We start from the raw sequence: 26971 nt of genomic DNA, 5'->3' as shown, positions 1-26971 counted from the left end.
TCTCATGCCAGCGACGACTTGCTGCCGGACGGCTCACCATCATCAGACGCAAGCACATAACAGTTCTTGCCACGCGCCTTGGCAGCATAAAGCGCATCATCTGCCTGATCGAGAAGCACATCGATGGTCTTGCCATGCACCGGACAAAGGGCAATGCCGATGCTCATGTGAATGGAAACCCGATTGCCGCCGGTAATGAAGGGCATCTGGATGTCGTTCAATATCCGTTCGGCCAACATTGTGGCTTCACCCTCGCCACTCGTTCCGACATGACACACCACCACCATCTCGTCACCGCCCAGACGCACAACCAGATCGCCACCGCGCACACAACGGCGCAACCGTTTTGCGACCTCGCGCAGGACATCATCGCCAGCTGAATGACCGAACTTGTCATTGATCGGTTTAAAATCATCAAGATCAAGCATCATGACCGCAAGCTGGGTCTTGTGGCGATCAGCATGGGCAAGGGCATGTTCGAAATAGACATCAAGTGCCAGACGGTTGCCAAGCCCAGTCAGGTTATCGTGATGGGCAATGTGTTCCATCTGGCCAAGGGCCGCGTCCTTTTCCGTGAGCTTAGCCAGCAAGGCATTGAGGCTGTTTGACAGGATCTTGATTTCTCTTGCGCCATCAAAGTCGGGCAGACGTTCAATCTCGCCACGTTTCATCGCCTCGATCGAACGGGCCATCTTGCCGATCGGTCCAACAAAGAAACCAGCCCCCCACCACGCAATCACGCTGGAGATGATACTTAACGCCAACCCCCACGCCATAATGTCACGGCGCAGGACATAAACCGGCTCAAGCGCCTCTTCGACGGGCTGACGCACCAGGATTGACCAGTTCAGACCGGCATAATCAAGATGACCGTCGGCCGGGGCATAGCCCGTCAGATATTCTGCGCCATCCGGCCAAGTGCTGATCTTCCATCCGATATTGTTGCGCTGCGCCTGCTGCAGAGCATCAAGTTCAAGCGATGATCCGACCAGCGCCCCATCCGCCCCCAAAAGAACGGTGCCATCGGCAGATACGACAAATATATCGACATCCCGATGGATCCCCTGCCCGGCAAAAAGTGTTTTGCGGACATTATCGGCCCATTCCCAACTCAGATGGGTGGCAAATACACCGGTGAACTGATCGTTTTTATTGAACAGGGGAACGGCAATATCGACAAACTGGATCGGCTCCCCGTTATAAAGCGGGAATTTTTCAGCCAGCAGTTTCGCGTCATGAACATCACCGATGAACTGTCCGTTCTTGCCATACTGAAATACCGGACGCTGCGCGATATTAGCCCCGAGCAACAAGTCATTCGTCGACGCAACCACCGTCCCGTCGCGATCAAGCACACCTATCCAGGTAAAGATCGGGATTTCTCGACTTAGGCGATTGACGATACTTGAAATCTGTTGGGTATCTTCGAGCTCTTGCAGGACAGAGAGCGTGCTTAGGACCGAAACCTCGCCACGGTGGGTCCACATGGTACGGTCAAGCTCATCAGCCATCTGACGGGCAATATCAGAAACGCCCAGACCAATCTGCTTTTGCAGATCAGTACCGGATCGCTTTCCGATCACAAAGCTCATCAGTACCGTCAGGCCAACCAGCAGCAGCGCTGTTGCCAGAGCTACTTGCACGCGGATTCCGACCTGTAACAACTTGTTCAAGGCTGATCCTCTCACTCTCTATCACCGGGGTCTTTTTGTTGATTTTGAAACCCTCAGCAGCGGTTGTTTTACCACACCGCTTTTATCAACGTGAATATAAGAATCAGCAGACGGCTTTTTAAGTAGTTGATTGAACAAAAATGCGGCAACCGCAAAAGGCGGTCGCCGCATTACCCCTACAGTTTTACGCGCTGTTAGATGTCAAAAAAAACGGTTTCGCCATCACCCTGCAAGACGATGTCAAACCGGTAGACCGGGATCGATCCGCTGTCATCACGATCAGCAATCAGTGTCTTGCGACGGGTTTTCTGTTCGATCAGGTTCAGAACAGGATCAGCCGCATTCGCATCTTGTTCGTCGGCGAAATACATCCGGGTGTCCAGCCCGATATTGATACCACGTGCCACGATCCAGAAGTTGATATGCGGCGCCATGTCTTTGCCATTGCGACCGGACACCATGCCTGGCTTGATGGTTTCAAAGCGATAGACAGCGGTATCGAAATCCGTTCCCGTCCGCCCCCAACCGCGGAAATCCTCATCAACCTTGCCAGAATTCTGACGGTCAAGTTCGTGGTTATAACGCCCGTCTGCATTGGCCTGCCAGATTTCAAGCAGCGCATCACGCAGTGGCGTTCCGGTACCATCAACCACCCGCCCTTCGATGATGATCCGTTCCCCACGGGTGTTTTCATCGGCAAGAACGTTGGTGAAGTTGTTTTCAAAAATGTCAAATCCGGCCTGATTGGGAATGAGCCCGATATGGACATAGGGGCCCGCCGTCTGGGAGGCAGTTTCTTTGAGATAATCAAGGCTTTGCACCATGGATCAGTTTCCTTCCAGACGGTTTTCAAACAGGGTCGAACGACGGCCGCGCAGAACGATGTCGAACTTGTAGGCAATGGTGTCAAGCGGCACTGAGCCCTTGAGATCAATTGGTGCAATCAGGCGGTTGATCGCATCTTCGTCCGGGATGACATGCACAATCGGACATTCCTTGATCAGTGGATCGCCTTCGAAATACATCTGGGTGATCAGGCGCTGGGCAAAGCCGGAACCGAATACCGAAAAATGGATATGGGCCGGACGCCAGCTGTTGACGTAGTTGCGCCATGGATACGGACCCGGCTTGATGGTGCGGAAAAAGTAGTAACCGTTTTCATCGGTCAGCGCGCGGCCACAGCCGCCAAAGTTCGGATCAATTGGTGCAAGGTAGGTATCTTTTTTGTGGCGATAGCGTCCGCCAGCGTTGGCCTGCCAGAATTCGACCAGCGTGTTGGGGACTGGACGGTTGTTTTCATCCAGAACCCGACCATGAACGATGATGCGTTCGCCAATCGGATCGCCATCCTTGGCATAGTTGCGGATCAGGTCGTTATCAAGCGGCCCCAGTTCGTTCTGACCAAAGACCGGACCAGTAATTTCCGACAGGGATCCTTGAAGGGACAAAAGCGACTGGCGCGGTGACCGCGCAACCGATGTCTTGTAGATCGGGGTGTAACCTGCTGGCTGCAGCGTTCTGTCACGCTGATAGAATTCCATGATTTTTCCTCCGCAGATGATGCTCCGGACTGTTGAATGTCCGCGTTAAACGCATCCTGCGCGGCCAATTGCATAAAATAAATGCATCATTTATCATCTTATTCATGAGCAATTTTGATCATTTGGAACTGGACGGCCATGCGCTGCGTCTGTTTCTGGCCGTTCTGGAAGAAGGGTCGGTCACAGCCGCGGCCGAACGGCTTGGCGTGACGCAATCTGCGGTCAGTCATAACCTGACAAAATTGCGCCGGATCATGCGCGATCCGCTTTTCACCAAATCCGGGCGCGGGATCGTGGCGACCGCGCATGCGCAAAAACTGGCCGAACAGGCGCGGTTTCTTCTTGATCAGATGCAGGCCTTTGCCAGTGGTGCGCATTTCGAGCCCGATGGCGCATCCATGAGCCTGACCATTGCCGCCAACGATCTGCAGCGTGATCTTTTGTTACCAACGCTGTTTCGCAATCTGGAAGGCGCGCTTGCCAATATCCGGATGACGGTGGTGCCGTCTCTTCTGCCCGGACCGGCCTTGTTGCGCGAAAATCATTGCGACCTTCTGATTTCGCCGCGTCCACCCGAAGGTGTGGATATCGTGCAAAAGCGTCTTCTGACAGATCATTACATGGTGTTTTATGATCCGGATATGCGCGACGCCCCACAAAGCGATGACGATTATCTATCCGCGCGCCATATCACGGTGCGCTATGGCAATAACCGCACGCTTGAGTTTGACGACATGCTTGAAAATCAGGGTGTTGAGCGCAACATCGTTTTGCGGGTACCGAACTTTACCGCCATTGCCGAATTCCTGCGCGGAAGTAATATGATCGCAACCTTGCCAAGCCTTCTCCAAAAACATGCGCTGCGTGATTTTACCCGTGCGCCGATGCCGCTCGCGGGTCTAAAAAAGGGCACGCTTGATCTTCCTATTTTCATGTGTTGGCACCAACGCTATCAACATGATCCATCGCATCTCTGGTTACGTGAACAGCTTGAAGATGTTGCCGCAACCAGATTGCGAATGCCGATAGAACACCCCGTTTCGCAACCCACAGATCACGGGCAGGCCCCGCAAAGGACATCATGACGATTACTGAAATCATCTATTGGCTTGAACTGGCAGGGGTCGCCGTTTTTGCGATTACCGGCGCGCTTGAGGCATCCCGTCGTCAGATGGACATGGTCGGATTTGTCCTGATTGCGACCTTTACCGGCATCGGCGGCGGTACTGTGCGCGATGTCATTACCGGGGCAACACCAGTTTTCTGGATACGAGACACCACCTGGCTTGTGACCTGCATCGGGGCTGCCGTCATCACATACTTCACAGCCCATCTGGTTGAACGACGCTATGTCGCCTTGCTGTGGCTGGATGCGCTCGGACTGGCGATGTTCGGGGTCACCGGGGCGGCCATCGGCCTTAATCTGGGCGTATCCCCGTTGGTCGCAATCGTTCTGGGCATGATCACGGCCACCTTTGGCGGGATGGTGCGTGATGTTGTCTGTAACGAAATCCCGCTGATCCTGCGCCCGGAGATTTATATCACCTGTGCACTGGTCGGAGCGGGGATCTATGTGATTGGAACAGCGATCCTTGATTTGCCGCGCGGACCGATTGCCGTGATTGCGTTCTTTGCCGCATTCCTGATGCGGGCATGTGCGATCAAGTTCAAGCTAAGCTTCCCGGTCTACAGGGCCCGTCCGGGTCGGGAATACTAGGGCAGCACACCCGCTGTCCCATTCCCTACTCGACGATCAACTGAACCCGATCGCTTGAAAAGGCGGTCACACCATATTCGATTGGCGCGCCTGCGGAATCAACATCGACGCTTTCCGTCGAAATCACAGGTCGATTGCGCGCCTGTTTAAGCAGGTTGGCAACACGTGATGACGGAAGCGTTGCCGAAATGCGCGTGGTCTTTCGTGTGTAATCATCAATCCCGAAGCGCTTGAAGGCCTCCGTAAGCGATTTGGTTTCGACAAATATCTCGACAATGCCGTCAAAGCGCGCGGCGGGAAGATAACTTGTCGCAACCGCAAGCGGTACACCATCGGCCTCGGATACCGAAAACAGCTCGATCACCCGCGTGCCCGGTTTGACATCCAGGAACTGCGCGATGGTCGAATTGGCTTTAAGGACCTCGGACGAGATCAGGCGTTTGTCGGGCAATCGATGACGGCCCGATACGATCTGCGAGAACCGGGTTTTGGAACCAAGCGGGTAGTCAAGGATCTGTTCCTGAACAAAAGCCCCGCGCCCCTGTTCGACACGGACAACATTGGAATCGACAAGTGCGGCCATGGCGCGGCGCACCGTATGGCGATTCACCCCAAAGCGCCGGACCAATTCCATCTCGGTCGGCATCTTTTCGCCGGGTGTGAAAACGCCGTCAGAGATATCAGCCAGAAGCTGCTTTTCTATTTGCTTCCAAATAGATAGGCCCGGTTCCCAATCCATTGCATTCCCCGTTCACAAAACTTTCACCGCAAGACCTTTGCCTTTGGCTCCGGATCGTCTTATAACGTCAATAGGTATAGACGTCTAGACAAATTTTGAATTTGTCGACATAAGTTGAAAAGGGATCAGTTTGATGACGGCGCACCCCGCCCCGAATGCCCGGACAGATCAAAACCGGAATGCAGACACCCCCACCGATCCGCATATTGCCGCGCGCCAAAAATGGATGTCGGTTCTGGCCCGCACATCCCGTGCACGCCTTGAAACCGAATGGTCGGAAAATCATGGCAGTGAAAGCTGGACGCACCTGCGCGAACCGCAAATCGGCATGGTGATGGTCCGCGGCCGCGCTGGTGGTGCCGGGCAGCGGTTTAACCTTGGTGAAATGACCGTGACGCGTTGTGCCGTCACGCTGTCAGACGGCACTGTCGGGCATTCCTACGTCAAGGGACGTGATCGTATTCAGGCGCAATATGCCGCCCTGTTTGATGCGGTGATGTTGCGCGACGGATCGGCAGGCGATTTCATCGACACCCTGGCCGCCGAACAGGCCGCGGCCAAACGCGATCATGCCCGCAAGGTTGCCGCCACCAAAGTTGATTTCTTCACCCTTGTCCGCGGAGAAGACGAATGACGCCCCAACCCCAATCAACCCTCGCCCAGACAAGTGAATTGCTGCCCGGTTTTGACCATGCGGCATTTGATTCAAACGCTGTCTTCCGAGCCCTGTTGGATGCGATGTCGCGGCCCGGTCGCATTTATGATCTGCCGGTCAGTGTTTCCGCACCCGATGGCCTGAACAAAGCCGCCACTGCAACGCTTCTTGCCATGGCAGATATGGATACGACCATCTGGCTATCGCCAAGTTGCGCGACCAAGGCCGCCGGCGATCATTTGAAATTCCATTGCGGTTGCCCGCTCAGCACGGATGTCAAACAGGCCGATTTTGCGGTTGCGCGCATTTCCGATGATCTGTCCTTTGTCACCGATCTTGCCGTTGGCAATGCGGAATATCCTGATCAATCGGCAACCCTGATCCTGATGGTCGATGAGATTTCAGATCGCCCGTCCATGACCCTTCAGGGGCCGGGCATCAAGGATACGCACAACCTATGCATCGAGGGCCTGCCCCTGCCCGCAAGCTTCCATGCATGGCGCGCAGAAAACCATCACCTGTTTCCGTGCGGCGTTGATGTGATTTTCGCAAGCGACACCCAGATCGCCGCCCTGTCGCGCACCACCCGGATCGAGGTCAATTAATCATGTATGTTGCAGTAAAAGGTGGCGAACGCGCCATCAACAATGCACACAAGCTTCTGGCCGAGCAGCGCCGCGGCGACAAGACCATTGCCGAAATCGAAACTGATCAGATCGAACAGCAACTGTCGCTATCCGTCACCCGCGTCATGGCCGAAGGGTCACTTTATGATCGCGATCTGGCCGCCCTTGCCATCAAGCAGGCCCGTGGTGATTTGATTGAAGCGATCTTTTTGATGCGCGCCTATCGCACGACGCTGCCGCGTTTTGCCTTTTCCAAACCGATCAAAACCGCCGAGATGGATGTTTCACGTCGCATTTCGGCAACCTTCAAGGACTTGCCCGGCGGACAGATCTTGGGCCCGACCTTTGACTACACGCATCGCCTGCTGGATTTCACCCTGATGGCCAATGGCGAGGCACCGACCGAGGCACCAAGTGGTGAAAATCCGATCGATGAGAATATGCCACGCGTTTTGGATGACATCCTGAACTATGAAGGTCTTATTCAGGATGAACCGGTTCCGGTCGATGAAAATGCCCCGGTTGCCGATTTGACCCGTGAGCCGGTCAAGTTCCCGGCCGGACGGGATTTACGTTTGCAGAACCTGTCGCGCGGGGATGAGGGATTTGTTCTGGCACTGGGTTATTCAACCCAGCGCGGCTATGCCAACAGCCACGCCTTTGTCGGCGAGATCCGCTATGGCACCGTTTCGGTCGAGATCGAGCCCGAAGAACTCGGCTTTGCGATTGATATCGGTGACATCGAACTGACCGAGTGCGAGACGGTCAACAAGTTCAAGGGATCAAAAACCAAGCTGCCGCAATTCACCCGTGGCTATGGCCTTGTGTTTGGTCAGAACGAGCGCAAGGCCATTTCGATGGCGCTGGTCGACCGTGCCATGCGCGCCAATGAAATGGGCGAACAGATCATGGGCCCTGCACAGGACAGCGAGTTCGTGATGGAACATAGCGACAATGTCCAGTCCACCGGCTTTGTCGAACATATCAAGCTGCCACACTATGTCGATTTCCAGGGCGAACTTGAACTGGTGCGTCGCATGCGCGCCGAGGTCGAAGAACGTCTGGCGAAAGCCGAAGCTGAGAATGGCACATCCCAACCCGAGGCCGCGGAGTAATCCCATGGAACAAACTGTCAAAAATCCGGCCGACGGGGCACCGGACTATAACTTTGCCTATCTTGATGAACAGACCAAACGCATGATCCGGCGCGCCCTGCTTAAGGCCGTGGCGATCCCCGGCTATCAGGTGCCGTTTGCCGGGCGCGAAATGCCGATGCCTTATGGCTGGGGCACGGGCGGCGTTCAGGTAACGGCCGCCGTAATCGGCCCGAATGATACGCTTAAGGTCATTGACCAGGGGGCAGATGACACCACCAACGCGGTTTCCATCCGCCAATTCTTTGCCAAGACCGCACAGGTGGCCACCACGGAAAAGACCGCCGAGGCATCGATCATTCAGACCCGCCACCGCATTCCGGAAAAGGAACTGCGCGAAGATCAGGTTCTTGTCTATCAGGTGCCAATCCCCGAACCGCTGCGCTTCCTTGAGCCGCGCGAGACCGAAACGCGCAAGATGCACGCGCTTGAAGAATACGGCCTGATGCATGTGAAGCTTTATGAAGATATCTCACGCCATGGTCATATCGCGACGACCTATGCCTATCCGGTGATGGTCGATGATCGCTATGTGATGGATCCGTCGCCGACACCAAAGTTCGACAATCCGAAAATGAACAATATGGCGGCCCTTCAGCTTTTCGGGGCTGGTCGCGAAAAGCGCATCTATGCCCTGCCGCCCTACACCAAGGTCAAAAGCCTCGATTTCGAAGACCATCCGTTCGAAGTTCAGACCTGGGAAGACGAATGCGGCATGTGCGGTGCGCGCGACAGTTACCTTGATGAAGTCATCCTCGATGATCAGGGTAACAGAATGTTTGTCTGCTCGGACACCGATTACTGCGCGGAACGACAGGAAGCCGGCCATCGCGGACCGCAAAATCATGACCAACCCCTAGGTAGCGCAGATCACGAAAAGGCAGCAGAATAATGACCAAGATGAACGAACCACTTCTGCGCGTGGACAACCTGACCATGATGTATGGCGACCGGGTTGGCTGCAAGGATGTCAGCTTTGAACTCCGCCCCGGTGAAGTTCTTGGCATCGTTGGCGAGTCCGGATCTGGCAAGTCCACTTTGCTGCGCAGCATTTCCGCCCAGCAGGAACCGACCAACGGGACGGTTGAATATCAGACCCGCATTGATGGCGTGCGCGATGTGTATCAAATGTCCGAAGCCCAGCGTCGCCTTTTGATGCGCACCGATTGGGCCTTTGTGCATCAGAACCCGCGTGATGGTCTGCGCATGAATGTCAGTGCCGGAGCCAATATTGGCGAACGACTGATGGCGATTGGTGACCGTCATTACGGCAACATCCGCAGCAATGCGGACAGCTGGCTTGGCAAGGTTGAAATCGCGTCAGAGCGCCTTGATGATCTGCCATCGACCTTTTCGGGCGGCATGCAGCAACGTTTGCAGATTGCCCGCAACCTCGTAACCAGCCCGCGCCTCGTCTTTATGGACGAACCCACGGGTGGGCTTGATGTTTCCGTTCAGGCCAGATTGCTCGATCTGCTGCGCGGGCTGGTTCACGACCTTAATCTTGCGGTGATCATCGTCACCCACGATTTGGCAGTGGCACGACTTCTTTCGCACCGGCTGATGGTGATGCAACAGGGCAAGGTCATTGAACATGGCCTGACCGATCAGGTTCTTGATGACCCGCAGCATCCCTATACCCAGCTGCTTGTTTCTTCCATTCTGCAAAACTGACCGGGGCGAAGAAAATGTCTGAAATGCTTCATGCTCAAAACGTCGCCAAAAGCTTTACCCTGCACACACAGGGCAGCGTGACCATCCCGGTTTTCGAAGGTGTTGAATTCATGCTTTCGGCTGGCGATTGCATCGCGCTGACCGGTGAATCCGGTTCGGGGAAAAGTACCTTTATGCGCATGCTTTATGCCAATTACACATGCTCTCAGGGCTCCATCAAGGTGTTCCATGATGGCGACTGGCTGGATATCACAACCGCCAGCCCGCATTCGATCCTTGAGATCCGCAAGCGCACCCTGGGCTATGTTTCGCAGTTCCTCCGCGTGATCCCGCGTGTGCCAACCCTTGATATCGTTGCCGAACCGCTGGTGGCCCTTGGCACGGATCGCAAGACCGCCACCGACAAGGCACGTGATCTTTTAACCCGTCTTCGCATTCCCGAACGTCTATGGCAGCTTTCGCCGCTGACCTTTTCAGGCGGGGAACAGCAGCGCGTGAATATTGCGCGTGGCTTTATTGCCGATTATCCGATCATGCTACTTGATGAACCGACCGCATCGCTTGACGCCCAAAATCGCGCCACAGTTCTGGCGCTGATTGAAGAAGCCAAAAGCCGTGGGGCCGCGATTGCCGGTATTTTCCATGACCATGAAACCCGTGATGCCGTCTGCACCGGGTCGTTTGATGTGACTTCGTTTAAAGTTGGGGCCAATGACTGAACAGATTTTTACCAATGCCAAACTCGTTCTGGCCAACGAAGTCATTGATGGTGCCGTGCAGGTCAAGGACGGCAAGATCAGCGATATTTCCGATCGTCCATCGAACCTGCCAGGGGCAGAGGACATGGGTGGCGATTACCTAATACCGGGCCTGGTCGAGCTCCATACCGACAACCTCGACAAACATCTGACCCCGCGCCCCAAGACCCGCTGGCCGGCGACAGCCGCCGTTGTCGCGCACGACAACCAGGTCGCCAGTGCCGGGATCACCACCGTGTTTGATGCAGTATCCATCGGTGACGTCAATGAAGGGTCGGAACGCATTGTCAGACTGATTGAATCGGTCAAAGCCCTTGAACACGCGCTGGAAAATGAATTGCTGCGTGCGGACCATAAACTGCATCTGCGCTGCGAAACATCATTCCCCGGCATGGTCGAGGCCCTTGGTCAATTGATCGACCTGCCACTGGTCAGCATGCTTTCGGTGATGGATCACACACCGGGTCAGCGCCAGTTCGTCAGCCTTGATGCCTATTACACCTACTATCAGGGCAAATACGGCCTGAACGACGAGGAAATGCGCAAATTCATCGCCACGCGCCGTCGCGATGCAGAGCTTTATTCCGAAAAGCATCGCCGTCATGTGGTCGAACAGGCCCATGCCAAGGGCCTGGCACTCGCAAGCCACGATGACGCAACCGCCGAACACGTCGCAGATGCGGTTGCAGACAAAATGACAGTCGCCGAATTCCCCACCACGCTTGAGGCTGCCAAGGCATCGCATGAAGGTGGGCTTGGTGTGATGATGGGGGGCCCGAACCTTGTGCGCGGCGGATCGCATAGCGGTAATGTTGCCGCAGGCGAACTGGCAAAGCACGGCTATCTCGACATCATATCAAGCGACTATGTCCCGCACAGTCTTTTGCACGGCGCGATGAAGCTGTTTGACGAGTTCGAAGGCTACGATCTGCCACGTGCTATTCGCACCGTGTCGCTTAATCCGGCGACCCAGGTCGGTCTTGATGATCGGGGCGAGATCGCGGTTGGCAAACGTGGTGATCTGATCCGTGTACATCATTCTCCGCATCATCCGATTGTACGCGGCGTCTGGCGCGAAGGCGTGCGGGTGTCATGACCGGGGAGCCTGCACATAATTGCAGATCAGGATATGGACTTTTGGTCCTTGTCGTCGGCCCAAGTGGCGTCGGCAAGGACACCCTTCTCGATGCAGCGCGCGAAAGACTGGCTGATGACAAGCAGTTCTGCTTTCCACGGCGCTGCATCACCCGCCCGGCCGGATCGGTCGGAGAAACACACATCCCCGTCCGGCCCGAAGATTTCGGGCAAATGGCACGTCAGGGGGCGTTCCTGCTGAGCTGGATGGCCCATGATCTGGGCTACGGCATCCCGCGCTATGTTCTTGGCGAGGTCGAGGCCGGCAAAACCGTCATCGTCAATGTATCGCGCAGCGTCATTGGCGATGCCTGTACCCTTGTCGGGCAAAACAACGTCCGGGTGATCAGCATCCGCGCCAGCAGCGAGGCATTGCGCAAAAGGCTTGAAGCCCGTGGGCGTGAAGATGCCCTTGATATCGAACGCCGGCTTGCGCGCGCATCCGCCTATCAGGTTGTGGGCGATCATGTTGTTCATGTTGATAATGATGCCGATCTTGAAACCGGCATCGCGCGCTTCATCCACGCAATTGAAATGCCACAGCCAATTGCAAACCGCGCCTGAGGCAACTTCAATCACCCAAAAATGCTGCACCTTAAAAGCGCAGCATTTTTATCCTGCCAACGGAAAACGTTTCAGCAATCTGAACGGTTTCTGGTCACCCGGATCACCAAAAAGACAGACTTCGCGAACGGAAAATGGTTCCTGACATAGCGGCGCGACCAAGCCGGACAGGGCAGTTTTGAAGGGATCGATCTGATCGTCTGACAGTTTATTGGTCAATGTCAGATGGAAGCGGAATTCTTCCATGACATAGGGATAGCCCCAGCGCACAAGATAGGCTTCCTGCCGATCCGTCAGGCCGCTAGCACGGCGCTTGTTCATTGCCGCTTCGTCTTCGGGCTGGCGAAAGTCATCGAGTTCGCGCACCAGTGTTGCCGCAAGATCGGCCAATTCTGCGACGGGTTCGGTCGGAACAAGGGCCAGAAAACGACCAATCGCCTTTAAGACCAGATGTCCGCACGCTACCGGCGCAATCGTTTTGCACAGGCGCGAAACGGCTTCTTCCAGACCGCCACGATCCATGCCGCTTGGCAGTGCGAATGGCGGTTTCAGGGTACCATGAAAGCCGTATCGGCTCGGCGACGTGGTTGCCGCAACAATCTCGGCCTCTGTCAGGCCAGCAACACTTGGACGGGCCAACTGGTTTCCGGTTTCCGGATCACGCCCCAGCCAGGCATTGCCAAACTGCCCCAACGCGCTTTGCGGTTCTGGCGCATAATAAAGCGCGTAGCGTTGATATTGGTCGGTCATGAGTGAACTCTGGAAACGGGTGACGTGGCGAGAAACGCCAAAGGTCAGCAGCTTAACCTTCGGCATCCATCAAATCATTGGGAAATGTTGATCGGTTAAACCGTATCGTATTTCAGGCAAAAGTCACGCACCGGAAGCGTTCGGAAATCCTGCAACCTTTCGCGCAGCATTTTGTGCGACCAGTCCCACCAGCGAATACGCAGAAGCGCATCGACGATGTCTGCCTCAAACCGGGGGCGCAGGGGGACTGCCGGAATGCCTGTCACAATCGTGTAAGGCGCGACATCCTTGGTGACCACCGCACCGGACCCAACGACCGATCCGATGCCGATGGTTACACCACCCTGCACAATCGCGCCGTGCCCGATCCAGACATCATGTTCCAGACGCACGCGTTTTTCGCGACGCCAGTCAAAGAACGCCGGATCATCTTCGCCCAGTTCATAGGCGCCGGAGCGATACTGGAAATGATGCATCGACGCCCGATCCATCGGATGCTGTCCCGGGTTGATCCGGGTATGGGCAGCGATGTTCACGAACTTGCCGATATCGGAATAGATGATTTCGCTGTCATTCACGACATAGGAATAGTCATCCATTTTCGTTTCGCGCATCGAGGTACGTGCACCGACTTCGGTCCAGATCCCCATTTCGCAATCAACGACAATCGCTGTTTGGTCAATCGTGGGCTGTTCCGACAATGCCTTCATTGCCGGTTTGGCCTGCGTAATGTTGAAAGCCATGATCAGGTCACCAGTTTACGCAGACGCTGGGACACCATATCAAGCAGGCTGACCGAAATAATGATGATGATCATGACGGCGGCTGTTTCCGCGTAATAGAAGCCACGGATATATTCCCACAGCACCATGCCGATACCACCGGCCCCGACAATGCCCAGCACAGTCGCCGAACGCACATTGCTCTCGAAACGATAGAGCGAATAGGAAATCCACAACGGCAAGACCTGCGGGATCACGCCAAAGATGACTTCCTGAAGCGCATTGGCCCCCGTTGCACGAATGCCTTCGACCGGTTCGGGATCAATTGCTTCGACTGCCTCGGAAAACAGTTTGGCCAGAACGCCCGTGGTGTGAATCCAAAGGGCCAGGACACCGGCAAACGGGCCAAGCCCGACCGCAACAACGAACAACATGGCAAAGACCATTTCGTTGATCGCGCGGAAGGAATCCATCAGGCGACGGACCGGCTGATAGACCCAGACAGGGACGATATTTTCAGAAGAAAGAATGCCAAACGGGATCGAGCAAACGATTGAAAGCGCTGTGCCCCAGATCGCAATCTGGATGGTGATCCACATTTCTGCGACATACATCTTCCACATCAGGAAGTCGGGCGGGAAGAAGCCCTCGGCGAAGTCGACCATGTTGCCGCTGTTTTCAAACAGCGCCATCGGGCGCATATCTGCCCCCTCCCACGACATGGCCAGAAGTCCAAGGATGATCGCCCAAAGCAGGAAGCTTGATGCCGACCGCTTAAGGTCACGCGGCGGAAGCTCCGTTGCGACAGATGATGTCGAAGAAATGCTGCTGTTCATCGTTCAAATCCCGGAATTAAAAGCAAACAGGGAGCGCACCTTTGATGCACTCCCTGTCGAAAAGTCGGTTACTGGTAGGCAACCAGGATGTCGAGTTCAGCAAGTTTCTTGTCGATCTCGGCAACACGTTCTGCTTTTTCTTCAGCAGAAAGCTCTTCGGTGTTCTGGATTTTCAGCTTGTCCTTGAACAGGGCCAGCTGACGGATCGGGTAAAGCTGCGCGTTCGAGCTTTCCATGAAAAGACCCATGCCATCGGAGTTGTTGGCAAGAACTTCCTTGGCGCTTTCAACATCACCGAAACGACCGTAACCAAGAAAGAATGCCTTGATTTCGGATTTCAGTTCGCGCGACAGGTCTTTACGGTAAACCATCGGGTCAGACGGGATCAGCGGCGAGGTCCAGATGACTTTGACCTTGTCCGTGATTTCCGGCTTGTTCATTTTGGTACGGCCAAGCTGCTCGGAGTTGTTGGCAGCAACATCAACCTGCTTGTTGGCAGTCGCCATCAGGTTGGTTTCGTGGTTGGCGTTACGAACGGTCTTGAAGCATTCCTTCGGGTCAACGCCGTTTTTCGCGAAGACATAATAGGACGGAACCAGGAAGCCCGAGGTCGAGTTCGGATCACCGATACCGAAGTTCAGCGAACCATCACATTTCAGCATGTCTTCAAGGGTTTTGACCTTGTCGTTATCAGCCTGGGTGATGATGTGGGAGTAGTAACCGTTCGAACCATCGGATTTGGAGGTCTGAACGAAGACTTCGCCACCGGCGCGGTCAACAGCTTCCATTGCCGACTTGTTACCAAACCAGCCAACGTGAACCTTGCCAAAACGCATGCCTTCGATGATGCCGGCATAATCCGGTGCAAAGAATGCCTCGACGTCTTTGCCAAGTGCTTCTTCCATGTCATCGATCAGCGGCTGCCACTGAGCTTTGAGGTTGGAAGTAGATTCGGTCGAAATGATACCGAAAACGATGGTTTCCGGATCCTGTTCGAGTGGCTTGAATTCAACATCGGCCTTGGCAACGACGGATGCCAGCATCGTGGCCGCAAATGCTGCGGATGCGATTGTCTTAACGTTCATAAGAAGTCCCCTGTCAGAATAGATTTCGACATGTTTCGAGAAGGTAAGGCAGTCATGACAACTGGCCCGGCTAGCTTGTTGCGACAGCCAGGTCCTTTTCTGCGATGGGCCGTGTAACGGGCTCTGCGGCCTTTGCCGCACCATCGGCAAAAAGTTCGGAAGAATGTTCGCCGTAAAGTTCCTGAAGGAATTGCGGCGTCAGTTCGCTTGACGGTCCGTCAAAAACGACTTCACCATCGCGCATGGCGATGGTGCGTTTGCAGTAGTCTTTTGCGTAATCAACCTGATGAAGCGATACGATGACGGTGACGTTGTCTTCGCGGTTTACGCGATCAAGCGTGTTCATCACCTTGCGGGACGATGCCGGATCAAGCGATGCAATCGGCTCGTCGGCAAGAATAAGTCGGGCACCCTGGGTAATGGTGCGCGCAATCGCCGCGCGCTGTTGCTGACCACCTGAAAGGTTCCGCGCCTTTTTCGACGCATGGGCATCAATGCCAACACGGTGAAGCGCGCTCATGGCGCGCATCTTTTCGGTTTTGGTAAACAGACCAAGCGACCCGCGCCATGCCGGCACACGGCCCAAAAGCCCCATCAGGACGTTGGTCAGAACCGAAAGACGGCTAACTAGATTGAACTGCTGGAAAACAACACCAATCTCGGAGCGCACCTTGCGGGCACCGCGTGAAATCTTGCCATTTTCCTGAATGGTTTCGCCAAACACGACAATCTTGCCGCCATCGCGATCCCCGCGCAGCAAACCGGCAATATGACGGATCAGTGTGGATTTACCCGAACCCGATGCGCCAATCAGCGCCACCATCTCGCCTTCCCGCACCTGCAGTTTGACGCCGCTGAGCGCACGCTTGTCACGGGTAAAGCTTTTGTTCAGTCCAGAGATATCTACAACCAGCATCAAAAGAGTCGCCTGAATGTGTTTCGCTGGATGAAGAAGCTACGCACAAACCGCGACTCTACGGTGACACTGATGTTACAGTTCGATGATTACGCAGAGCATATTGCCCCGACAACAATTAAACTTGTCTATACATCAAGAATTCGTTGAAGTATTCACCGGTAATTCCGACGTTATTTCTGTAACATTTTTAAAATTTCCGGCATGTATTTGTCTGATGAATGCCATTTCTTAAAAATACAGAACAGTCAAACATTCTGCATTAACGATTTTGACACCGCCGCCGACGGAGCGATCGTGAAATTTATTTAATTTGACTGATGGTCTCCATGACATCGTCTTCGATCTCAAGGCCCTCCGCTTCGGCAAGTGCGCGTGCCTGCTTGCCGCGACGCCCGGGCAGACGCACGCCTTCTTCTGCGGCAATCTCGTTGGCAATATAGGCAAGGTGATCCATTACACCGACACCGCCGGTTGCCTTGGGATCAATGGCAATGATCAGTTGTCCAAGCGCAGGCGGCGCACCTTTGTCATCAAAAAGTGACGAAGACTGGTGACCGAACTGTGCACCGGTAAGACCAGCCGCAAGAAGTTCCACCATCATGGCAAGTGCCGCGCCCTTGACCCCACCGGCCGGGATCATCGTGCCATCAATGGCTTTGATCGCATCGGTGGTCGGATTGCCATCCACATCAAGCGCCCAGTCATCTGGAATGGCGACACCCTTTTGTTTGGCGGCCATGATCTTGCCGCGCGCAACCTTTGACAGGGCAAGGTCGATGATGATCGGATCACCGGCATCCCCGACCGGCACGCCAAAGGCAATCGGGTTTGTGCCAAACATCGGACGTCGGCCACCCCATGCCGCCATCGCCGCCGGGGCATTGGCAAACATCATCGCCGCCAATCCCTTTTCCGCCAGACGTTCGACCGTAAGACCCATCACCCCCGCATGATGCGATCTGTGGATTGCGGCAATCGCAATACCCTGGGTGCGGGCCATGTCGGGCAAGTGATCCATCATCAGATCCAGTGCCGGATAGGCAAATCCATGCTGCGCATCAATGCGCAAAACGCCAGGTGTCGGCTTTTCAAAGATCGGGCTGATCATGCCATCAACCTTGCCGACCTTTGCCTGCGCGCTATAGGCCGGTACGCGACGAAAACCGTGCCCCCCTTGTCCGGATGCCTCGGCCGTCACAAGTGCCGTTGCGATCGAGGCCGCATTGTCTGCCCGCACATTGCAACGCATCAAAGTTTCGCACACAAGTGCGTGGGCATCTTTCACGGAAATCTTCATCGTCAGGTAACCTTGATTTTCAAAGTGGGGCTTTGGAACCGGAAAACGGGCGCAAGGATCATGCGCCTGCAGGATCCGTAACATAGCCACAAGCCATCCCTGCGCGCAAAGCTGTTTTGGTTGCGACCAGAAGCGCCTTTGGCGCAAACGACTTTGAAAATATGATACCATCACCAGAATTTGCGAATGACAGGATCGCGCGGCAGCCGCGCAAGCATTACAGGAATTCAGATATGCGTCAGGTTAAACACAGGATCGTCTTGCCTTTGGCGTTGGTTGCGTTGGCATCACTTGCGGCCTGCGGCACCGCATCCACAGGCAACATGACACCAGACTGGGCAAGTGTAACCGATCAGGAATGGCAACTGGTGCAGGTCATTGATGGCAACAGTACCCTTTCGCCGACACCACCTGTCATGGCGACCGCGACATTTTCCAGCGATGGCATGGTGTCGGGCAATGCAGGCTGCAATCAGTATTCCGGCAGTTACGAACAGGCGGGATCGTCACTGGGCGTCGCGCAGCTCGCCATGACACGAAAGATGTGTATCGCCGACAACGCCATGCAGATCGAAAATGCCTTTAGCGGCGCATTCGTCCTGGTCAGCAGCTGGGACGTTGTTGATGGGCGTCTTGTTCTTAAGGACAATGATGGCAACACGGTTATCGAGCTGACAGCCGCCGCACAATAAGCACATCGGCATCGTCAACATACCGCCAGACGCACCATGCTTGCGCGAAATGAAAAAGGGGCACCCGTTGGCGCCCCTTTCCTTTGACCAGGTATAATTACCGCCAAGCGGCGAGATACGCATATGTCGATATTCTAGTCCTTGCTGACCGTCGCCTCGGAATTGGCACCGACGGCCTTGGGTTCGGTCCGCAGACCCTGGATAATCGAATAGCAGGCCATCAGAAGGACAATCGCAAACGGGAAGCCGGTCGAAACCGCCATCGCCTGCAATGATCCAAGGCCACCACCCAGCAGCAATGCAATCGCAACCAGACCTTCGAAGGTGCACCAGAAGACGCGCTGCGGGACCGGTGCATCGACCTTGCCGCCTGCGGTGATGGTATCAATCACAAGCGAGCCAGAGTCAGACGAGGTCACGAAGAACACGATCACCAGAACGATCCCGATAAAGGATGTAATGGCTTGCAGCGGAAGCTGATCAAGCATGGTGAACAGTTTAATCGGAAGACCTGCTTCGGCAATCGCGGTAACGCCTTCGGTTACCATATGCACCGCGGTGCCGCCAAAGGCCGTCATCCACAGAACACACACCAGCGACGGAATAATCAGAACGCAGGTGATGAATTCACGCACGGTACGACCACGCGAAACACGCGCAATGAACATGCCGACAAACGGTGACCAGGAAATCCACCACGCCCAATAGAAGGACGTCCAGCCCTGACTGAAGTTGGCGTCTTCACGACCGACCGGGTTTGAAAGTGCCGGAAGATATTGCGCATATGACAGCAGGCTCGAGAAGAAACCGGTGATGATTTCCATCGTCGGACCAACCAGAACCACAAACAGCAACAGAAGTGCTGCAAGGATCATGTTGATTTCCGACAGACGCTTCACCCCGGCATCAAGACCCGCTAGCACCGAAATAAGTGCAACACCGGTAATCCCGACAATCAGGAAAACCTTCGATGTATCGGAAACCGAAATGCCAAACAGGTAATCAAGCCCGGCATTGGCCTGTTCCGCACCGAAACCAAGCGAAGTTGCAAGACCAAACAGGGTCGCGAACACCGCCAGAATATCAATCAGGTGACCGGTCCAGCCCCACACACGTTCGCCAAAGATCGGATAGAAGATCGAACGAATGGTCAGCGGCAGGCCCTTGTTAAAGGAAAACAGTGCCAGTGCCAGTGCGACAGTGGCATAGATCGCCCATGGGTGAAGACCCCAGTGGAAGATGGTTGCAGCCATGCCAAGATCAAATGCAGCATCGGCATCACCGGCGGCCGCACCAAGCGGCGCCCAGTCGGTGCGAAGACCATCTTCACCGACAGCAATTCCACCCATCGAGGATGTGAAGTGCGAAATAGGTTCTGACACACCATAGAACATAAGACCGATGCCCATGCCGGCAGCAAACAGCATGGCAAACCAGCCCGCATAGGAATAATCCGGTGTTGCATCCGCACCGCCAAGGCGCACACGGCCAAGCGGCGAGACAATCAGAAACAGACACAACACGACAAATACGTTGGCAGCAGACAGGAAGAACCAGTCAAGCGATGATGTCAGCCAACCACGCAGGTCGTTGAACATCGGCCCGACACTTTCCTGAAAGGCCAGGGTGAGAAAGACGAATGCAACAATTGCAAGACCCGAAATCAGAAAGACCGGGTTATGGACATCCAGTCCAAATGGCCCGATCTCTGCTTGGATATTGTCTTGCCCGATTTCATATTCTGTATCAATCGGGTTCGCTGCACCGTCCGGGCTTTCAATGCCCGTGTCAGCTTCAGACCCCATTTGAAACTCCCTAGGTTAAATGAATATACAGCTACCCCTAGCCGTAAAGGTTCGTCCGCATCCTCTAACGCACGAGGAATACAGAAAGATCCGAGTGTGACGCGACATATCCGCCATGAGACGCAAAAATGTGGTCGGCAATACCGGGCACGTGCGATGCCATGACAATGACGTCGGCACCAAGCTCGTCGGCCTTGGCGACAAGTTCCTTGCTGAGATCCACTGCCGGATCATGCGAAATATGCGCGACCGCCTTGGTGCTTACACCATGCTTGGACGCCAGATCCTCGGCGAACGCCTGAAGTTTCTGTTCAAATTCCTTTGGCGTATGTGCCACCGATGACGGCGTATTGGTACCGACACCTAGAAGGCTTATCTCGGCCTTGTAATGCTTGGCTAGATCGACCGCCGTTTTAATTGCTTTATCCAATTTTTCAACGTGGGCCAAATCGACAGGCACGAGCATCTTCTGATACATTCATTCCTCCGTTATGTGCACCACCCCTGAAGTCCGTGGTTTCACGAAATATCAGGGCAGCGAAAAGAACCTAACATTGACGGTCAGCAAAATCAAAAACGGGCTTTCGAATGTGCACACAAGCAATGCTGCAATATTTGCTGTAAAATTCCGGCACACAATTTGACAGTACTCGTTGCCGAAAATTGACCTGACCACATTGGGAAACTGCGCCTAAAGTCGAATCGCCAAATGATTATTTTTCAGGTTTCCAAACAGAACATCCGGTGCCTTTAAGCGAATTTTCGATGTTCGAACTTGAAAATTTTAAAAATTTTTTCTCGATCAAAATCGGCCTATCCAACCCATCAGCTTTTCCACCCGTAAACCCCTTAATTGGCAAGGCGTTTCTTGGCAAAATCCATCGGATTTCTATTCTATTTTTCAGAGAGTTTCGGATGGTGAAACTCTATCCCCGGATGCCGAAAAATCGCACGTCCATGCGCACTTGGCTTGATGAAGCCCCCAAACTCGTGTCACGATGTGCGCGATTTGTGCACTGTCTGTCCCACACAACATGTGCCTCCAGATCAGAACACCATAAGTTCTGAATGGACATATTTGCTGGATCCGTCTTGTGAAAGACAGGCATCCATGGCCGTGCACATACCCGAAAGGGAAAATTATTGTGGCCAACGGGGGAGTTGATCAACTGCGCAATAACGGTGCCATGGCGCAACAGCACATCTTCATGCTGCATGCCCGTTTGTGTCTGAACGACACCCCAACCTGCACAACCAAGCACAACCAAATCGCGGGTAGGATCTGCCACACCATTTAAATAATTCAGCAAAATCAAAAGCATCAGAGAAGGAACAGGGATGACTGACCCTATCAAGTATTTCGCGTCACGCGTCACAGCATCTGAAATGAACCGTCGTGAATTCATCGGCCGTTCGATGGCCGCCGGCCTGACCCTTGCCGCTGCCACAAGCCTCTATGGCAAGGCTGCCATGGCACAGGAACCAAAGCGCGGCGGCCATCTGAAACTTGGCCTTCAGGGCGGGGCTTCGACCGACGTTATTGATCCGGCAAAATCCTCTTCGCAATTCACCTTTGCCATGAACCGTAACTGGGGCGACACCCTGGTTGAATCGCACCCGACCAGCGGCCTTGCCGTCCCGTCGCTTGCTGAGTCCTGGGAACCGAATGCCGACGCATCTGTCTGGACGTTCAAAATCCGCAAGGGTGTCGAATTCCATGACGGCTCCGAACTGACCATCGACGATGTTGTCAAAACCCTGAACCGCCACACCGACGAAAAGTCCGAGTCCGGCGCACTGGGTGTTCTGGGATCGATCAAGGGCATCGAAAACAAGGGCGGCGATCTTGTTCTGACGCTTTCGGAAGGCAACGCTGATCTTCCGCTGCTGCTGAGCGACTATCACCTCGTGATCCAGCCGGGTGGCGGTTACGATAACCCGAATGCCGGTATCGGTACCGGTCCGTTCAAGATCGACAACTTCGAAGCCGGCGTGCGCGCAACGTTTGTGAAAAACGAAAACGACTGGCGCACCGATCGCGGCTTTGTTGATTCCGTCGAAATGATCGTGATGAACGATGCGACCGCACGTATGGCAGCCCTGTCATCGGGTCAGGTTCACTTCATCAACCGCGTTGATCCCAAGACCGTTGGCCTTCTGAAACGTGCACCGAATGTCGAAATTCAGACCACTTCGGGCCGTGGCCACTATGTCTTCATCATGCATTGCAACACCGCACCGTTTGACAATAACGACCTGCGTCTGGCGCTGAAATATGCGATGGACCGCGAAACCATGGTCGAAAAGATCCTTGGCGGTTACGGCAAGGTCGGCAATGACTTCCCGATCAACGAAACCTATGCCCTGTTCCCGGAAGGCATCGAACAGCGTTCCTATGATCCGGACAAGGCGGCCTTCCACTTCAAGAAGTCCGCCCATGACGGTTCGGTTCTTCTGCGCACGTCCGACGTCGCCTTCCCAGGTGCTGTCGATGCGGCGGTTCTCTATCAGGAAACCGCGAAAAAGGCCGGGATCGATATCGAGATCAAACGTGAACCGGGCGACGGCTACTGGTCGAACGTCTGGAACGTTCAGCCGTTCTCGACCTCTTACTGGGGTGGTCGTCCGACCCAGGACCAGATGTACTCGACGGCCTATCTGTCGAGTGCTGACTGGAACGACACCCGCTTCTTCAACACCGACTTCGACAAGATCCTTCTCGAAGCGCGTGCTGAACTTGATCAGGCCAAGCGTAAGGAAATGTATCACGACATGGCACTGATGGTCCGTGACACCGGTGGTCTTATCCTGCCGATGTTCAATGACTTCGTGAACGCAACCACAACCAACGTTTCCGGATTTGTCGATGACATCGGGAACGACATGTCGAACGGTTATGTTGCGACACGTTTGTGGATCAACAGCTAATCAACCGGGGTGCATTGCATCCCGATGATTGAAGACTTGCGGGATCACGGTTGGTTTGACCGTGGTCCCCGTCTTGTTGTTCGCCTGTTTGTTTGACACATGGTCTGATCGAAATTTCCAGATGGAGGCAAATTATCCTTTGCCGTCCCACCCGTCTTGAATTTCCGTTCAGGCCATTAAGGGGGAGTATGTGTTCATGGCCAATCCCTTGGCCGGCGTACGAGCCACGCGACACAGACTGAAAGAAACCCATCCGCTATCGGTGTTGATTGCCGAACGTCTGGGTTTGAGTTTGTTGTTGCTCTGGGCTGTATCAATTCTGATTTTTGCCGGAGTCGAAGCCCTTCCGGGCGATTTTGCCGAAACCTATCTTGGTCAGTCTGCAACACCGCAGGCGATTGCCAATATCCGCGCCGACCTTGGCCTGGATCGCCCGATTACCACGCGCTATTTCGAATGGCTTGGCGGCGTAGTTCAAGGTGACTTTGGCAACAGCTGGGCCAGTGGTGCGCCGGTGACCGAACAAATCACCAAGCGCCTTGGCAACTCGCTGTTTCTTGCGTTCTTCGCCGCGGCAATTTCGGTCCCGCTTGCGGTTGGGCTTGGCATGGTCGCGGTTCACTATCGCAACCGTATTCCTGATCGCGTGATCAACGTTCTGTCGCTTGCCGCGATCTCCCTGCCGGAATTCTTCATCGGCTATATCCTGATTGTGTTCTTTGCCGTTCAGATGGGGGTCGCGACCTTCCCGTCCACGGTCTATGACAATATGAGCTGGTCAGAACGACTGGCCGCCATTGCCCTGCCGACGGCAACGCTGGTGATGGTGGTACTCGCACATATGATGCGCATGACCCGTGCGGCCATCATCAGTGTGATGTCATCGGCCTACATGGAAACGGCCGAGCTGAAAGGCCTTGGCGCCTTCAAGGCGATCGTCAAACACGCGGCCCCCAACGCAATCGCCCCGATTGTCAACGTGGTTGCGCTGAACCTTGCCTATCTGGTGGTCGGTGTTGTCGTGGTCGAAGTTGTCTTCGTCTATCCCGGCATGGGCCAGTATATGGTTGATGCCGTGACGGTACGTGACATGCCCGTCGTGCAGGCCTGCGGGCTTATCTTTGCGGCGGTCTATATCCTGCTCAATATGGTGGCCGATATCGTCGCCATTGTCGCCAATCCGAGACTGAGGCATCCGCGATGAGATTACGTGAAATCCCGCTGACCGCCTGGATCGGAATTCTGGGCATTCTGTTTGCTTTTGGCTGTGCTGTCTTTGCCCCGCTCATCGCGCCCTATGGGGAACGCGAAATTGTTGCGGGTGTTTGGGAACCGGCCAGTGATCTTTATCTTCTGGGCACCGATAACCTGGGTCGTGATCTTCTGTCACGGCTGATTTACGGTGCACAGACAACCCTGTTTGTGTCGCTTGCGGCATCGATCCTGTCGTTTTCAATCGGCATTTTCCTGAGCTTCACGGCCGCTGTTTCCGGCGGTCCGATTGATCAGGGACTGTCGCGCCTGAACGATTTGATGATGTCGATCCCGACCCTGATCTTCGCCCTCGTGGTACTGGCGGTCCTGCCGCAAAACATCTTCATCCTGATTGCCGTGATGGCCATTCTCGACTCAACGCGTGTTTATCGTCTGGGCCGTGCGGTGGCTCTTGATGTTGCGGTGATGGAATTTGTCGAGGCCGCCAAACTGCGGGGTGAAGGCCGGATGTGGATCATCTTCCGTGAAATTCTGCCTAATACACTTTCGCCGCTTCTGGCGGAATTCGGGCTGCGTTTCGCGTTTTCGATCCTGTTCCTGTCGACACTTTCCTTCCTGGGTCTTGGCATTCAACCGCCCGCCGCCGACTGGGGTGGCATGGTCAAGGACAACAAGGACGGCATCATCTTTGGCATTCAGGCCGCCCTTATTCCGGGTGGCGCGATTGCGGCCCTTGCTGTCTGTGTCAACATGGTTGTCGACTGGTTGCTGAAACGTACTTCCAGCCTGAAAGGAGGCCGCGGCGATGTCTGATCTTTTATCGGTACGCGATCTGCGCATTGGCGCGACCATCTTCCCGCCGGGTGAAGCCCCGATGGATATCGAAATTGTCCATGGTGTGTCCTTTGATTTGCAAAAGGGCAAGGTCCTTGGCCTGATCGGGGAATCCGGTGCGGGTAAATCCACCATCGGCCTTGCGGCACTGGCCTATGGCCGGGGTGGTGTGCGCATCACCGGCGGTGAAGTCCTGCTTGATGGCCAGGACATCCTGCCGCTTGATAAAAAGGGGATCCGCAAGATCCGTGGGGCCCGTGTCTGTTACGTAGCCCAATCGGCTGCGGCATCGTTTAACCCGGCGCACAAACTGGGCGATCAGGTGATTGAAGCCACGGTCGAACACGGCCTGATGAGCCGGGATGAGGCCCGCAAACGGGCCGACTATCTGTTTGAAATTCTGGGTCTTCCTGACCCCAAGAATTTCGGCAACCGGTTCCCGCATCAGGTATCGGGCGGCCAGTTGCAGCGTGCCATGACCGCCATGGCACTGTGTTCCAAACCGGAACTGATTGTCTTTGACGAACCGACCACCGCCCTTGACGTGACCACCCAGATTGATGTTCTGGCCGCGATCAAGAATGCGATTGAAATGACCGGCACCGCCGCCCTTTACATCACCCATGATCTGGCCGTTGTCGCCCAGATTTCCGATGACATCATGGTTCTGCGCAATGGTGAAACCGTCGAATATGGCCCGGTCCAGCAGATCATTGAAAACCCGCGTCAGGAATATACCAAGGCGCTTGTCAATGTGCGTCAGACCAAACAGACCGAAGCCCGTGACCAGTCCGATGCGTTGCTGAAAGTTGAAAACATTTCGGCGGCCTATGGCAACGGGGTTCAGGTTCTTCATGACGTATCGCTGCATGTGCCGCGTGGCCAGACACTGGCTGTGGTGGGGGAATCCGGTTCGGGTAAATCGACACTGGCCCGCGTCATCACCGGTTTGCTGCCCCCATTCCAGGGCAGCGTCACATTCGGTGACGAGGAACTGTCCAACGCCCAAAAGGACCGGTCACGCGATCATTTGCGACGTATCCAGTTGATCTATCAAATGGCGGATACCGCGATGAACCCGCGCCAGACCGTCGGGCAGATCATCGGTCGTCCGTTGCAATTCTATTTCGGCAAGCGTGGTGCGGAACGCAAAAAGGAAGTCATCAAACTTCTTGATGAAATCGAGATGGGCGAAGCCTTCTATGACCGCTATCCGGCCGAACTTTCCGGTGGACAAAAGCAACGTGTGGCGATCGCGCGTGCCCTGGCCGCACAGCCAGAACTGATCCTGTGTGACGAGCCGACCTCGGCCCTTGATCCGCTGGTGGCCGAAGGCATTCTTGACCTGCTTTTACGTCTGCAGAAAGAACGTCAGGTGTCCTATCTGTTCATCACCCATGACATCGCAATTGTGCGCGCAATTGCCGATTCTGTTGCGGTGATGCTGCAGGGCAAGCTGGTCGATTTCGGCCCACGCTCCGAGGTCCTGAACCCGCCATTTGACGATTACACCGACCTTCTTTTGAAGTCGGTGCCGGAAATGGAACTCGGCTGGCTGGAAAAAGTTCTGGCCACGCGCAAAATGGAAAGTGCCGGTCACTAAAAACCGTGCGAAAACAAAAAAAGGCGGCCCGGATCATGGGCCGCCTTTTT

27 protein-coding genes are annotated in these 26971 nt (G+C 54.8%); 15 read left to right on the top strand and 12 right to left on the bottom strand.

Annotated features, from left to right (window positions below; translation table 11 throughout):
* Positions 1 to 2: 2 nt before the first annotated feature.
* From IT893_RS01040 to pcaH, 3 genes are all read right to left on the bottom strand, one after another.
* Positions 3 to 1673, bottom strand: coding sequence for a GGDEF domain-containing protein (locus tag IT893_RS01040; RefSeq protein WP_197146550.1), 1671 nt, complete (start codon positions 1671 to 1673; stop codon positions 3 to 5).
* Between the two features lie 194 nt (positions 1674 to 1867).
* Positions 1868 to 2497, bottom strand: coding sequence for a protocatechuate 3,4-dioxygenase subunit alpha (gene pcaG, locus IT893_RS01035; RefSeq protein WP_197146549.1), 630 nt, complete (start codon positions 2495 to 2497; stop codon positions 1868 to 1870).
* A 3-nt stretch (positions 2498 to 2500) separates the two neighbouring features.
* Positions 2501 to 3214, bottom strand: a complete 714-nt coding sequence (gene pcaH / locus IT893_RS01030) for a protocatechuate 3,4-dioxygenase subunit beta (protein WP_120225792.1) — start codon at positions 3212 to 3214, stop codon at positions 2501 to 2503.
* A gap of 104 nt (positions 3215 to 3318) precedes the next feature.
* Here pcaH and IT893_RS01025 point away from each other — a divergent pair, with 104 nt between their 5' ends.
* Together IT893_RS01025 and IT893_RS01020 are read left to right on the top strand one after the other, a co-directional pair.
* Positions 3319 to 4299 carry a LysR family transcriptional regulator gene (locus IT893_RS01025; RefSeq protein ID WP_197146548.1) on the top strand — a complete coding sequence of 327 codons (981 nt, stop codon included), beginning with the start codon at positions 3319 to 3321 and terminating at the stop codon, positions 4297 to 4299.
* Positions 4296 to 4931: a trimeric intracellular cation channel family protein gene (locus IT893_RS01020; RefSeq protein ID WP_063089269.1), complete on the top strand. Its 636-nt coding sequence runs from the start codon at positions 4296 to 4298 to the stop codon at positions 4929 to 4931. The genes IT893_RS01025 and IT893_RS01020 overlap by 4 nt, the downstream gene beginning before the upstream one ends.
* 25 nt (positions 4932 to 4956) lie before the next feature.
* On the opposite strand, the gene phnF is transcribed toward IT893_RS01020, so the two are convergent.
* A complete protein-coding gene (gene phnF, locus IT893_RS01015) occupies positions 4957 to 5670 on the bottom strand; it encodes a phosphonate metabolism transcriptional regulator PhnF (protein WP_008889703.1) in 714 nt (237 codons plus the stop codon).
* A gap of 133 nt (positions 5671 to 5803) precedes the next feature.
* Here phnF and phnG point away from each other — a divergent pair, with 133 nt between their 5' ends.
* Genes phnG through phnN form a run of 8 tightly spaced genes read left to right on the top strand, consistent with a single transcriptional unit; the run spans position 5804 to position 12235 of the window.
* Positions 5804 to 6304 (top strand): phosphonate C-P lyase system protein PhnG, encoded by a 501-nt coding sequence (gene phnG / locus IT893_RS01010; protein WP_197146547.1) that lies wholly within the window; start codon positions 5804 to 5806, stop codon positions 6302 to 6304.
* Positions 6301 to 6930: a phosphonate C-P lyase system protein PhnH gene (gene phnH, locus IT893_RS01005; protein ID WP_197146546.1), complete on the top strand. Its 630-nt coding sequence runs from the start codon at positions 6301 to 6303 to the stop codon at positions 6928 to 6930. The genes phnG and phnH overlap by 4 nt, the downstream gene beginning before the upstream one ends.
* A gap of 2 nt (positions 6931 to 6932) precedes the next feature.
* Entirely contained in the window at positions 6933 to 8066 is a 1134-nt protein-coding gene (locus IT893_RS01000) for a carbon-phosphorus lyase complex subunit PhnI (protein WP_064781256.1), read from the top strand.
* Positions 8067 to 8070: 4 nt separating this feature from the next.
* A complete protein-coding gene (locus IT893_RS00995) occupies positions 8071 to 8997 on the top strand; it encodes an alpha-D-ribose 1-methylphosphonate 5-phosphate C-P-lyase PhnJ (protein WP_197146545.1) in 927 nt (308 codons plus the stop codon).
* A gap of 8 nt (positions 8998 to 9005) precedes the next feature.
* Positions 9006 to 9779, top strand: a complete 774-nt coding sequence (phnK, locus tag IT893_RS00990; RefSeq protein ID WP_197147628.1) for a phosphonate C-P lyase system protein PhnK — start codon at positions 9006 to 9008, stop codon at positions 9777 to 9779.
* A 14-nt stretch (positions 9780 to 9793) separates the two neighbouring features.
* Positions 9794 to 10498: a phosphonate C-P lyase system protein PhnL gene (gene phnL / locus IT893_RS00985; RefSeq protein WP_215907634.1), complete on the top strand. Its 705-nt coding sequence runs from the start codon at positions 9794 to 9796 to the stop codon at positions 10496 to 10498.
* Complete coding sequence (locus IT893_RS00980; RefSeq protein WP_197146544.1) at positions 10491 to 11633, top strand: alpha-D-ribose 1-methylphosphonate 5-triphosphate diphosphatase; 1143 nt, start codon at positions 10491 to 10493, stop codon at positions 11631 to 11633. The genes phnL and IT893_RS00980 overlap by 8 nt, the downstream gene beginning before the upstream one ends.
* A gap of 41 nt (positions 11634 to 11674) precedes the next feature.
* Complete coding sequence (phnN, locus tag IT893_RS00975; protein ID WP_197146543.1) at positions 11675 to 12235, top strand: phosphonate metabolism protein/1,5-bisphosphokinase (PRPP-forming) PhnN; 561 nt, start codon at positions 11675 to 11677, stop codon at positions 12233 to 12235.
* Between the two features lie 48 nt (positions 12236 to 12283).
* On the opposite strand, the gene IT893_RS00970 is transcribed toward phnN, so the two are convergent.
* From IT893_RS00970 to IT893_RS00945, 6 genes are all read right to left on the bottom strand, one after another.
* A complete protein-coding gene (locus IT893_RS00970) occupies positions 12284 to 13051 on the bottom strand; it encodes a DUF1045 domain-containing protein (RefSeq protein ID WP_252724032.1) in 768 nt (255 codons plus the stop codon).
* Between the two features lie 29 nt (positions 13052 to 13080).
* Positions 13081 to 13728 carry a chloramphenicol acetyltransferase gene (locus IT893_RS00965; RefSeq protein ID WP_197146542.1) on the bottom strand — a complete coding sequence of 216 codons (648 nt, stop codon included), beginning with the start codon at positions 13726 to 13728 and terminating at the stop codon, positions 13081 to 13083.
* Between the two features lie 2 nt (positions 13729 to 13730).
* Positions 13731 to 14543: a phosphonate ABC transporter, permease protein PhnE gene (gene phnE / locus IT893_RS00960; protein ID WP_008889692.1), complete on the bottom strand. Its 813-nt coding sequence runs from the start codon at positions 14541 to 14543 to the stop codon at positions 13731 to 13733.
* Positions 14544 to 14611: 68 nt separating this feature from the next.
* Entirely contained in the window at positions 14612 to 15628 is a 1017-nt protein-coding gene (gene phnD, locus IT893_RS00955; protein ID WP_008889691.1) for a phosphonate ABC transporter substrate-binding protein, read from the bottom strand.
* Positions 15629 to 15698: 70 nt separating this feature from the next.
* Entirely contained in the window at positions 15699 to 16544 is an 846-nt protein-coding gene (gene phnC, locus IT893_RS00950; protein WP_008889690.1) for a phosphonate ABC transporter ATP-binding protein, read from the bottom strand.
* Positions 16545 to 16848: 304 nt separating this feature from the next.
* Positions 16849 to 17844 (bottom strand): Ldh family oxidoreductase, encoded by a 996-nt coding sequence (locus tag IT893_RS00945; RefSeq protein WP_252724031.1) that lies wholly within the window; start codon positions 17842 to 17844, stop codon positions 16849 to 16851.
* Positions 17845 to 18077: 233 nt separating this feature from the next.
* Here IT893_RS00945 and IT893_RS00940 point away from each other — a divergent pair, with 233 nt between their 5' ends.
* On the top strand, positions 18078 to 18536 hold the full coding sequence (locus IT893_RS00940) for an META domain-containing protein (RefSeq protein WP_197146540.1): 459 nt from the start codon (positions 18078 to 18080) through the stop codon (positions 18534 to 18536).
* Positions 18537 to 18670: 134 nt separating this feature from the next.
* On the opposite strand, the gene IT893_RS00935 is transcribed toward IT893_RS00940, so the two are convergent.
* A complete protein-coding gene (locus tag IT893_RS00935; RefSeq protein WP_008889687.1) occupies positions 18671 to 20341 on the bottom strand; it encodes a BCCT family transporter in 1671 nt (556 codons plus the stop codon).
* Between the two features lie 64 nt (positions 20342 to 20405).
* Positions 20406 to 20819 carry a universal stress protein gene (locus IT893_RS00930; RefSeq protein WP_063089282.1) on the bottom strand — a complete coding sequence of 138 codons (414 nt, stop codon included), beginning with the start codon at positions 20817 to 20819 and terminating at the stop codon, positions 20406 to 20408.
* 860 nt (positions 20820 to 21679) lie between these two features.
* Here IT893_RS00930 and IT893_RS00925 point away from each other — a divergent pair.
* From IT893_RS00925 to IT893_RS00910, 4 genes are all read left to right on the top strand, one after another.
* A complete protein-coding gene (locus IT893_RS00925) occupies positions 21680 to 23269 on the top strand; it encodes an ABC transporter substrate-binding protein (RefSeq protein WP_197146539.1) in 1590 nt (529 codons plus the stop codon).
* A 196-nt stretch (positions 23270 to 23465) separates the two neighbouring features.
* Entirely contained in the window at positions 23466 to 24473 is a 1008-nt protein-coding gene (locus IT893_RS00920) for an ABC transporter permease (RefSeq protein ID WP_008889683.1), read from the top strand.
* Positions 24470 to 25297, top strand: a complete 828-nt coding sequence (locus IT893_RS00915) for an ABC transporter permease (protein ID WP_008889682.1) — start codon at positions 24470 to 24472, stop codon at positions 25295 to 25297. Before IT893_RS00920 ends, IT893_RS00915 begins: the two co-directional genes overlap by 4 nt.
* Positions 25290 to 26921 carry an ABC transporter ATP-binding protein gene (locus IT893_RS00910; RefSeq protein WP_008889681.1) on the top strand — a complete coding sequence of 544 codons (1632 nt, stop codon included), beginning with the start codon at positions 25290 to 25292 and terminating at the stop codon, positions 26919 to 26921. The genes IT893_RS00915 and IT893_RS00910 overlap by 8 nt, the downstream gene beginning before the upstream one ends.
* The last annotated feature ends 50 nt before the right edge of the window (positions 26922 to 26971 follow it).

Source organism: Thalassospira sp. A40-3 (assembly GCF_015871485.1).
GTDB classification, from domain to species: Bacteria; Pseudomonadota; Alphaproteobacteria; order Rhodospirillales; family Thalassospiraceae; genus Thalassospira; species Thalassospira tepidiphila.
This window is presented reverse-complemented; position numbering and strand designations above follow the sequence as displayed.

What these genes read in the sequence shown, in the direction of transcription:
- pcaG (WP_197146549.1), bottom strand. Translation starts at nt 2,497, where the DNA reads ATGGTGCAAAGCCTTGATTATCTCAAAGAAACTGCCTCCCAGACGGCG.
- pcaH (WP_120225792.1), bottom strand. Translation starts at nt 3,214, where the DNA reads ATGGAATTCTATCAGCGTGACAGAACGCTGCAGCCAGCAGGTTACACC.
- IT893_RS01025 (WP_197146548.1), top strand. Translation starts at nt 3,319, where the DNA reads ATGAGCAATTTTGATCATTTGGAACTGGACGGCCATGCGCTGCGTCTG.
- IT893_RS01020 (WP_063089269.1), top strand. Translation starts at nt 4,296, where the DNA reads ATGACGATTACTGAAATCATCTATTGGCTTGAACTGGCAGGGGTCGCC.
- phnF (WP_008889703.1), bottom strand. Translation starts at nt 5,670, where the DNA reads ATGGATTGGGAACCGGGCCTATCTATTTGGAAGCAAATAGAAAAGCAG.
- phnG (WP_197146547.1), top strand. Translation starts at nt 5,804, where the DNA reads ATGACGGCGCACCCCGCCCCGAATGCCCGGACAGATCAAAACCGGAAT.
- phnH (WP_197146546.1), top strand. Translation starts at nt 6,301, where the DNA reads ATGACGCCCCAACCCCAATCAACCCTCGCCCAGACAAGTGAATTGCTG.
- IT893_RS01000 (WP_064781256.1), top strand. Translation starts at nt 6,933, where the DNA reads ATGTATGTTGCAGTAAAAGGTGGCGAACGCGCCATCAACAATGCACAC.
- IT893_RS00995 (WP_197146545.1), top strand. Translation starts at nt 8,071, where the DNA reads ATGGAACAAACTGTCAAAAATCCGGCCGACGGGGCACCGGACTATAAC.
- phnK (WP_197147628.1), top strand. Translation starts at nt 9,006, where the DNA reads ATGAACGAACCACTTCTGCGCGTGGACAACCTGACCATGATGTATGGC.
- phnL (WP_215907634.1), top strand. Translation starts at nt 9,794, where the DNA reads ATGTCTGAAATGCTTCATGCTCAAAACGTCGCCAAAAGCTTTACCCTG.
- IT893_RS00980 (WP_197146544.1), top strand. Translation starts at nt 10,491, where the DNA reads ATGACTGAACAGATTTTTACCAATGCCAAACTCGTTCTGGCCAACGAA.
- IT893_RS00970 (WP_252724032.1), bottom strand. Translation starts at nt 13,051, where the DNA reads ATGCCGAAGGTTAAGCTGCTGACCTTTGGCGTTTCTCGCCACGTCACC.
- IT893_RS00965 (WP_197146542.1), bottom strand. Translation starts at nt 13,728, where the DNA reads ATGGCTTTCAACATTACGCAGGCCAAACCGGCAATGAAGGCATTGTCG.
- phnE (WP_008889692.1), bottom strand. Translation starts at nt 14,543, where the DNA reads ATGAACAGCAGCATTTCTTCGACATCATCTGTCGCAACGGAGCTTCCG.
- phnD (WP_008889691.1), bottom strand. Translation starts at nt 15,628, where the DNA reads ATGAACGTTAAGACAATCGCATCCGCAGCATTTGCGGCCACGATGCTG.
- phnC (WP_008889690.1), bottom strand. Translation starts at nt 16,544, where the DNA reads ATGCTGGTTGTAGATATCTCTGGACTGAACAAAAGCTTTACCCGTGAC.
- IT893_RS00945 (WP_252724031.1), bottom strand. Translation starts at nt 17,844, where the DNA reads ATGAAGATTTCCGTGAAAGATGCCCACGCACTTGTGTGCGAAACTTTG.
- IT893_RS00940 (WP_197146540.1), top strand. Translation starts at nt 18,078, where the DNA reads ATGCGTCAGGTTAAACACAGGATCGTCTTGCCTTTGGCGTTGGTTGCG.
- IT893_RS00935 (WP_008889687.1), bottom strand. Translation starts at nt 20,341, where the DNA reads ATGGGGTCTGAAGCTGACACGGGCATTGAAAGCCCGGACGGTGCAGCG.
- IT893_RS00930 (WP_063089282.1), bottom strand. Translation starts at nt 20,819, where the DNA reads ATGTATCAGAAGATGCTCGTGCCTGTCGATTTGGCCCACGTTGAAAAA.
- IT893_RS00925 (WP_197146539.1), top strand. Translation starts at nt 21,680, where the DNA reads ATGACTGACCCTATCAAGTATTTCGCGTCACGCGTCACAGCATCTGAA.
- IT893_RS00920 (WP_008889683.1), top strand. Translation starts at nt 23,466, where the DNA reads ATGGCCAATCCCTTGGCCGGCGTACGAGCCACGCGACACAGACTGAAA.
- IT893_RS00915 (WP_008889682.1), top strand. Translation starts at nt 24,470, where the DNA reads ATGAGATTACGTGAAATCCCGCTGACCGCCTGGATCGGAATTCTGGGC.
- IT893_RS00910 (WP_008889681.1), top strand. Translation starts at nt 25,290, where the DNA reads ATGTCTGATCTTTTATCGGTACGCGATCTGCGCATTGGCGCGACCATC.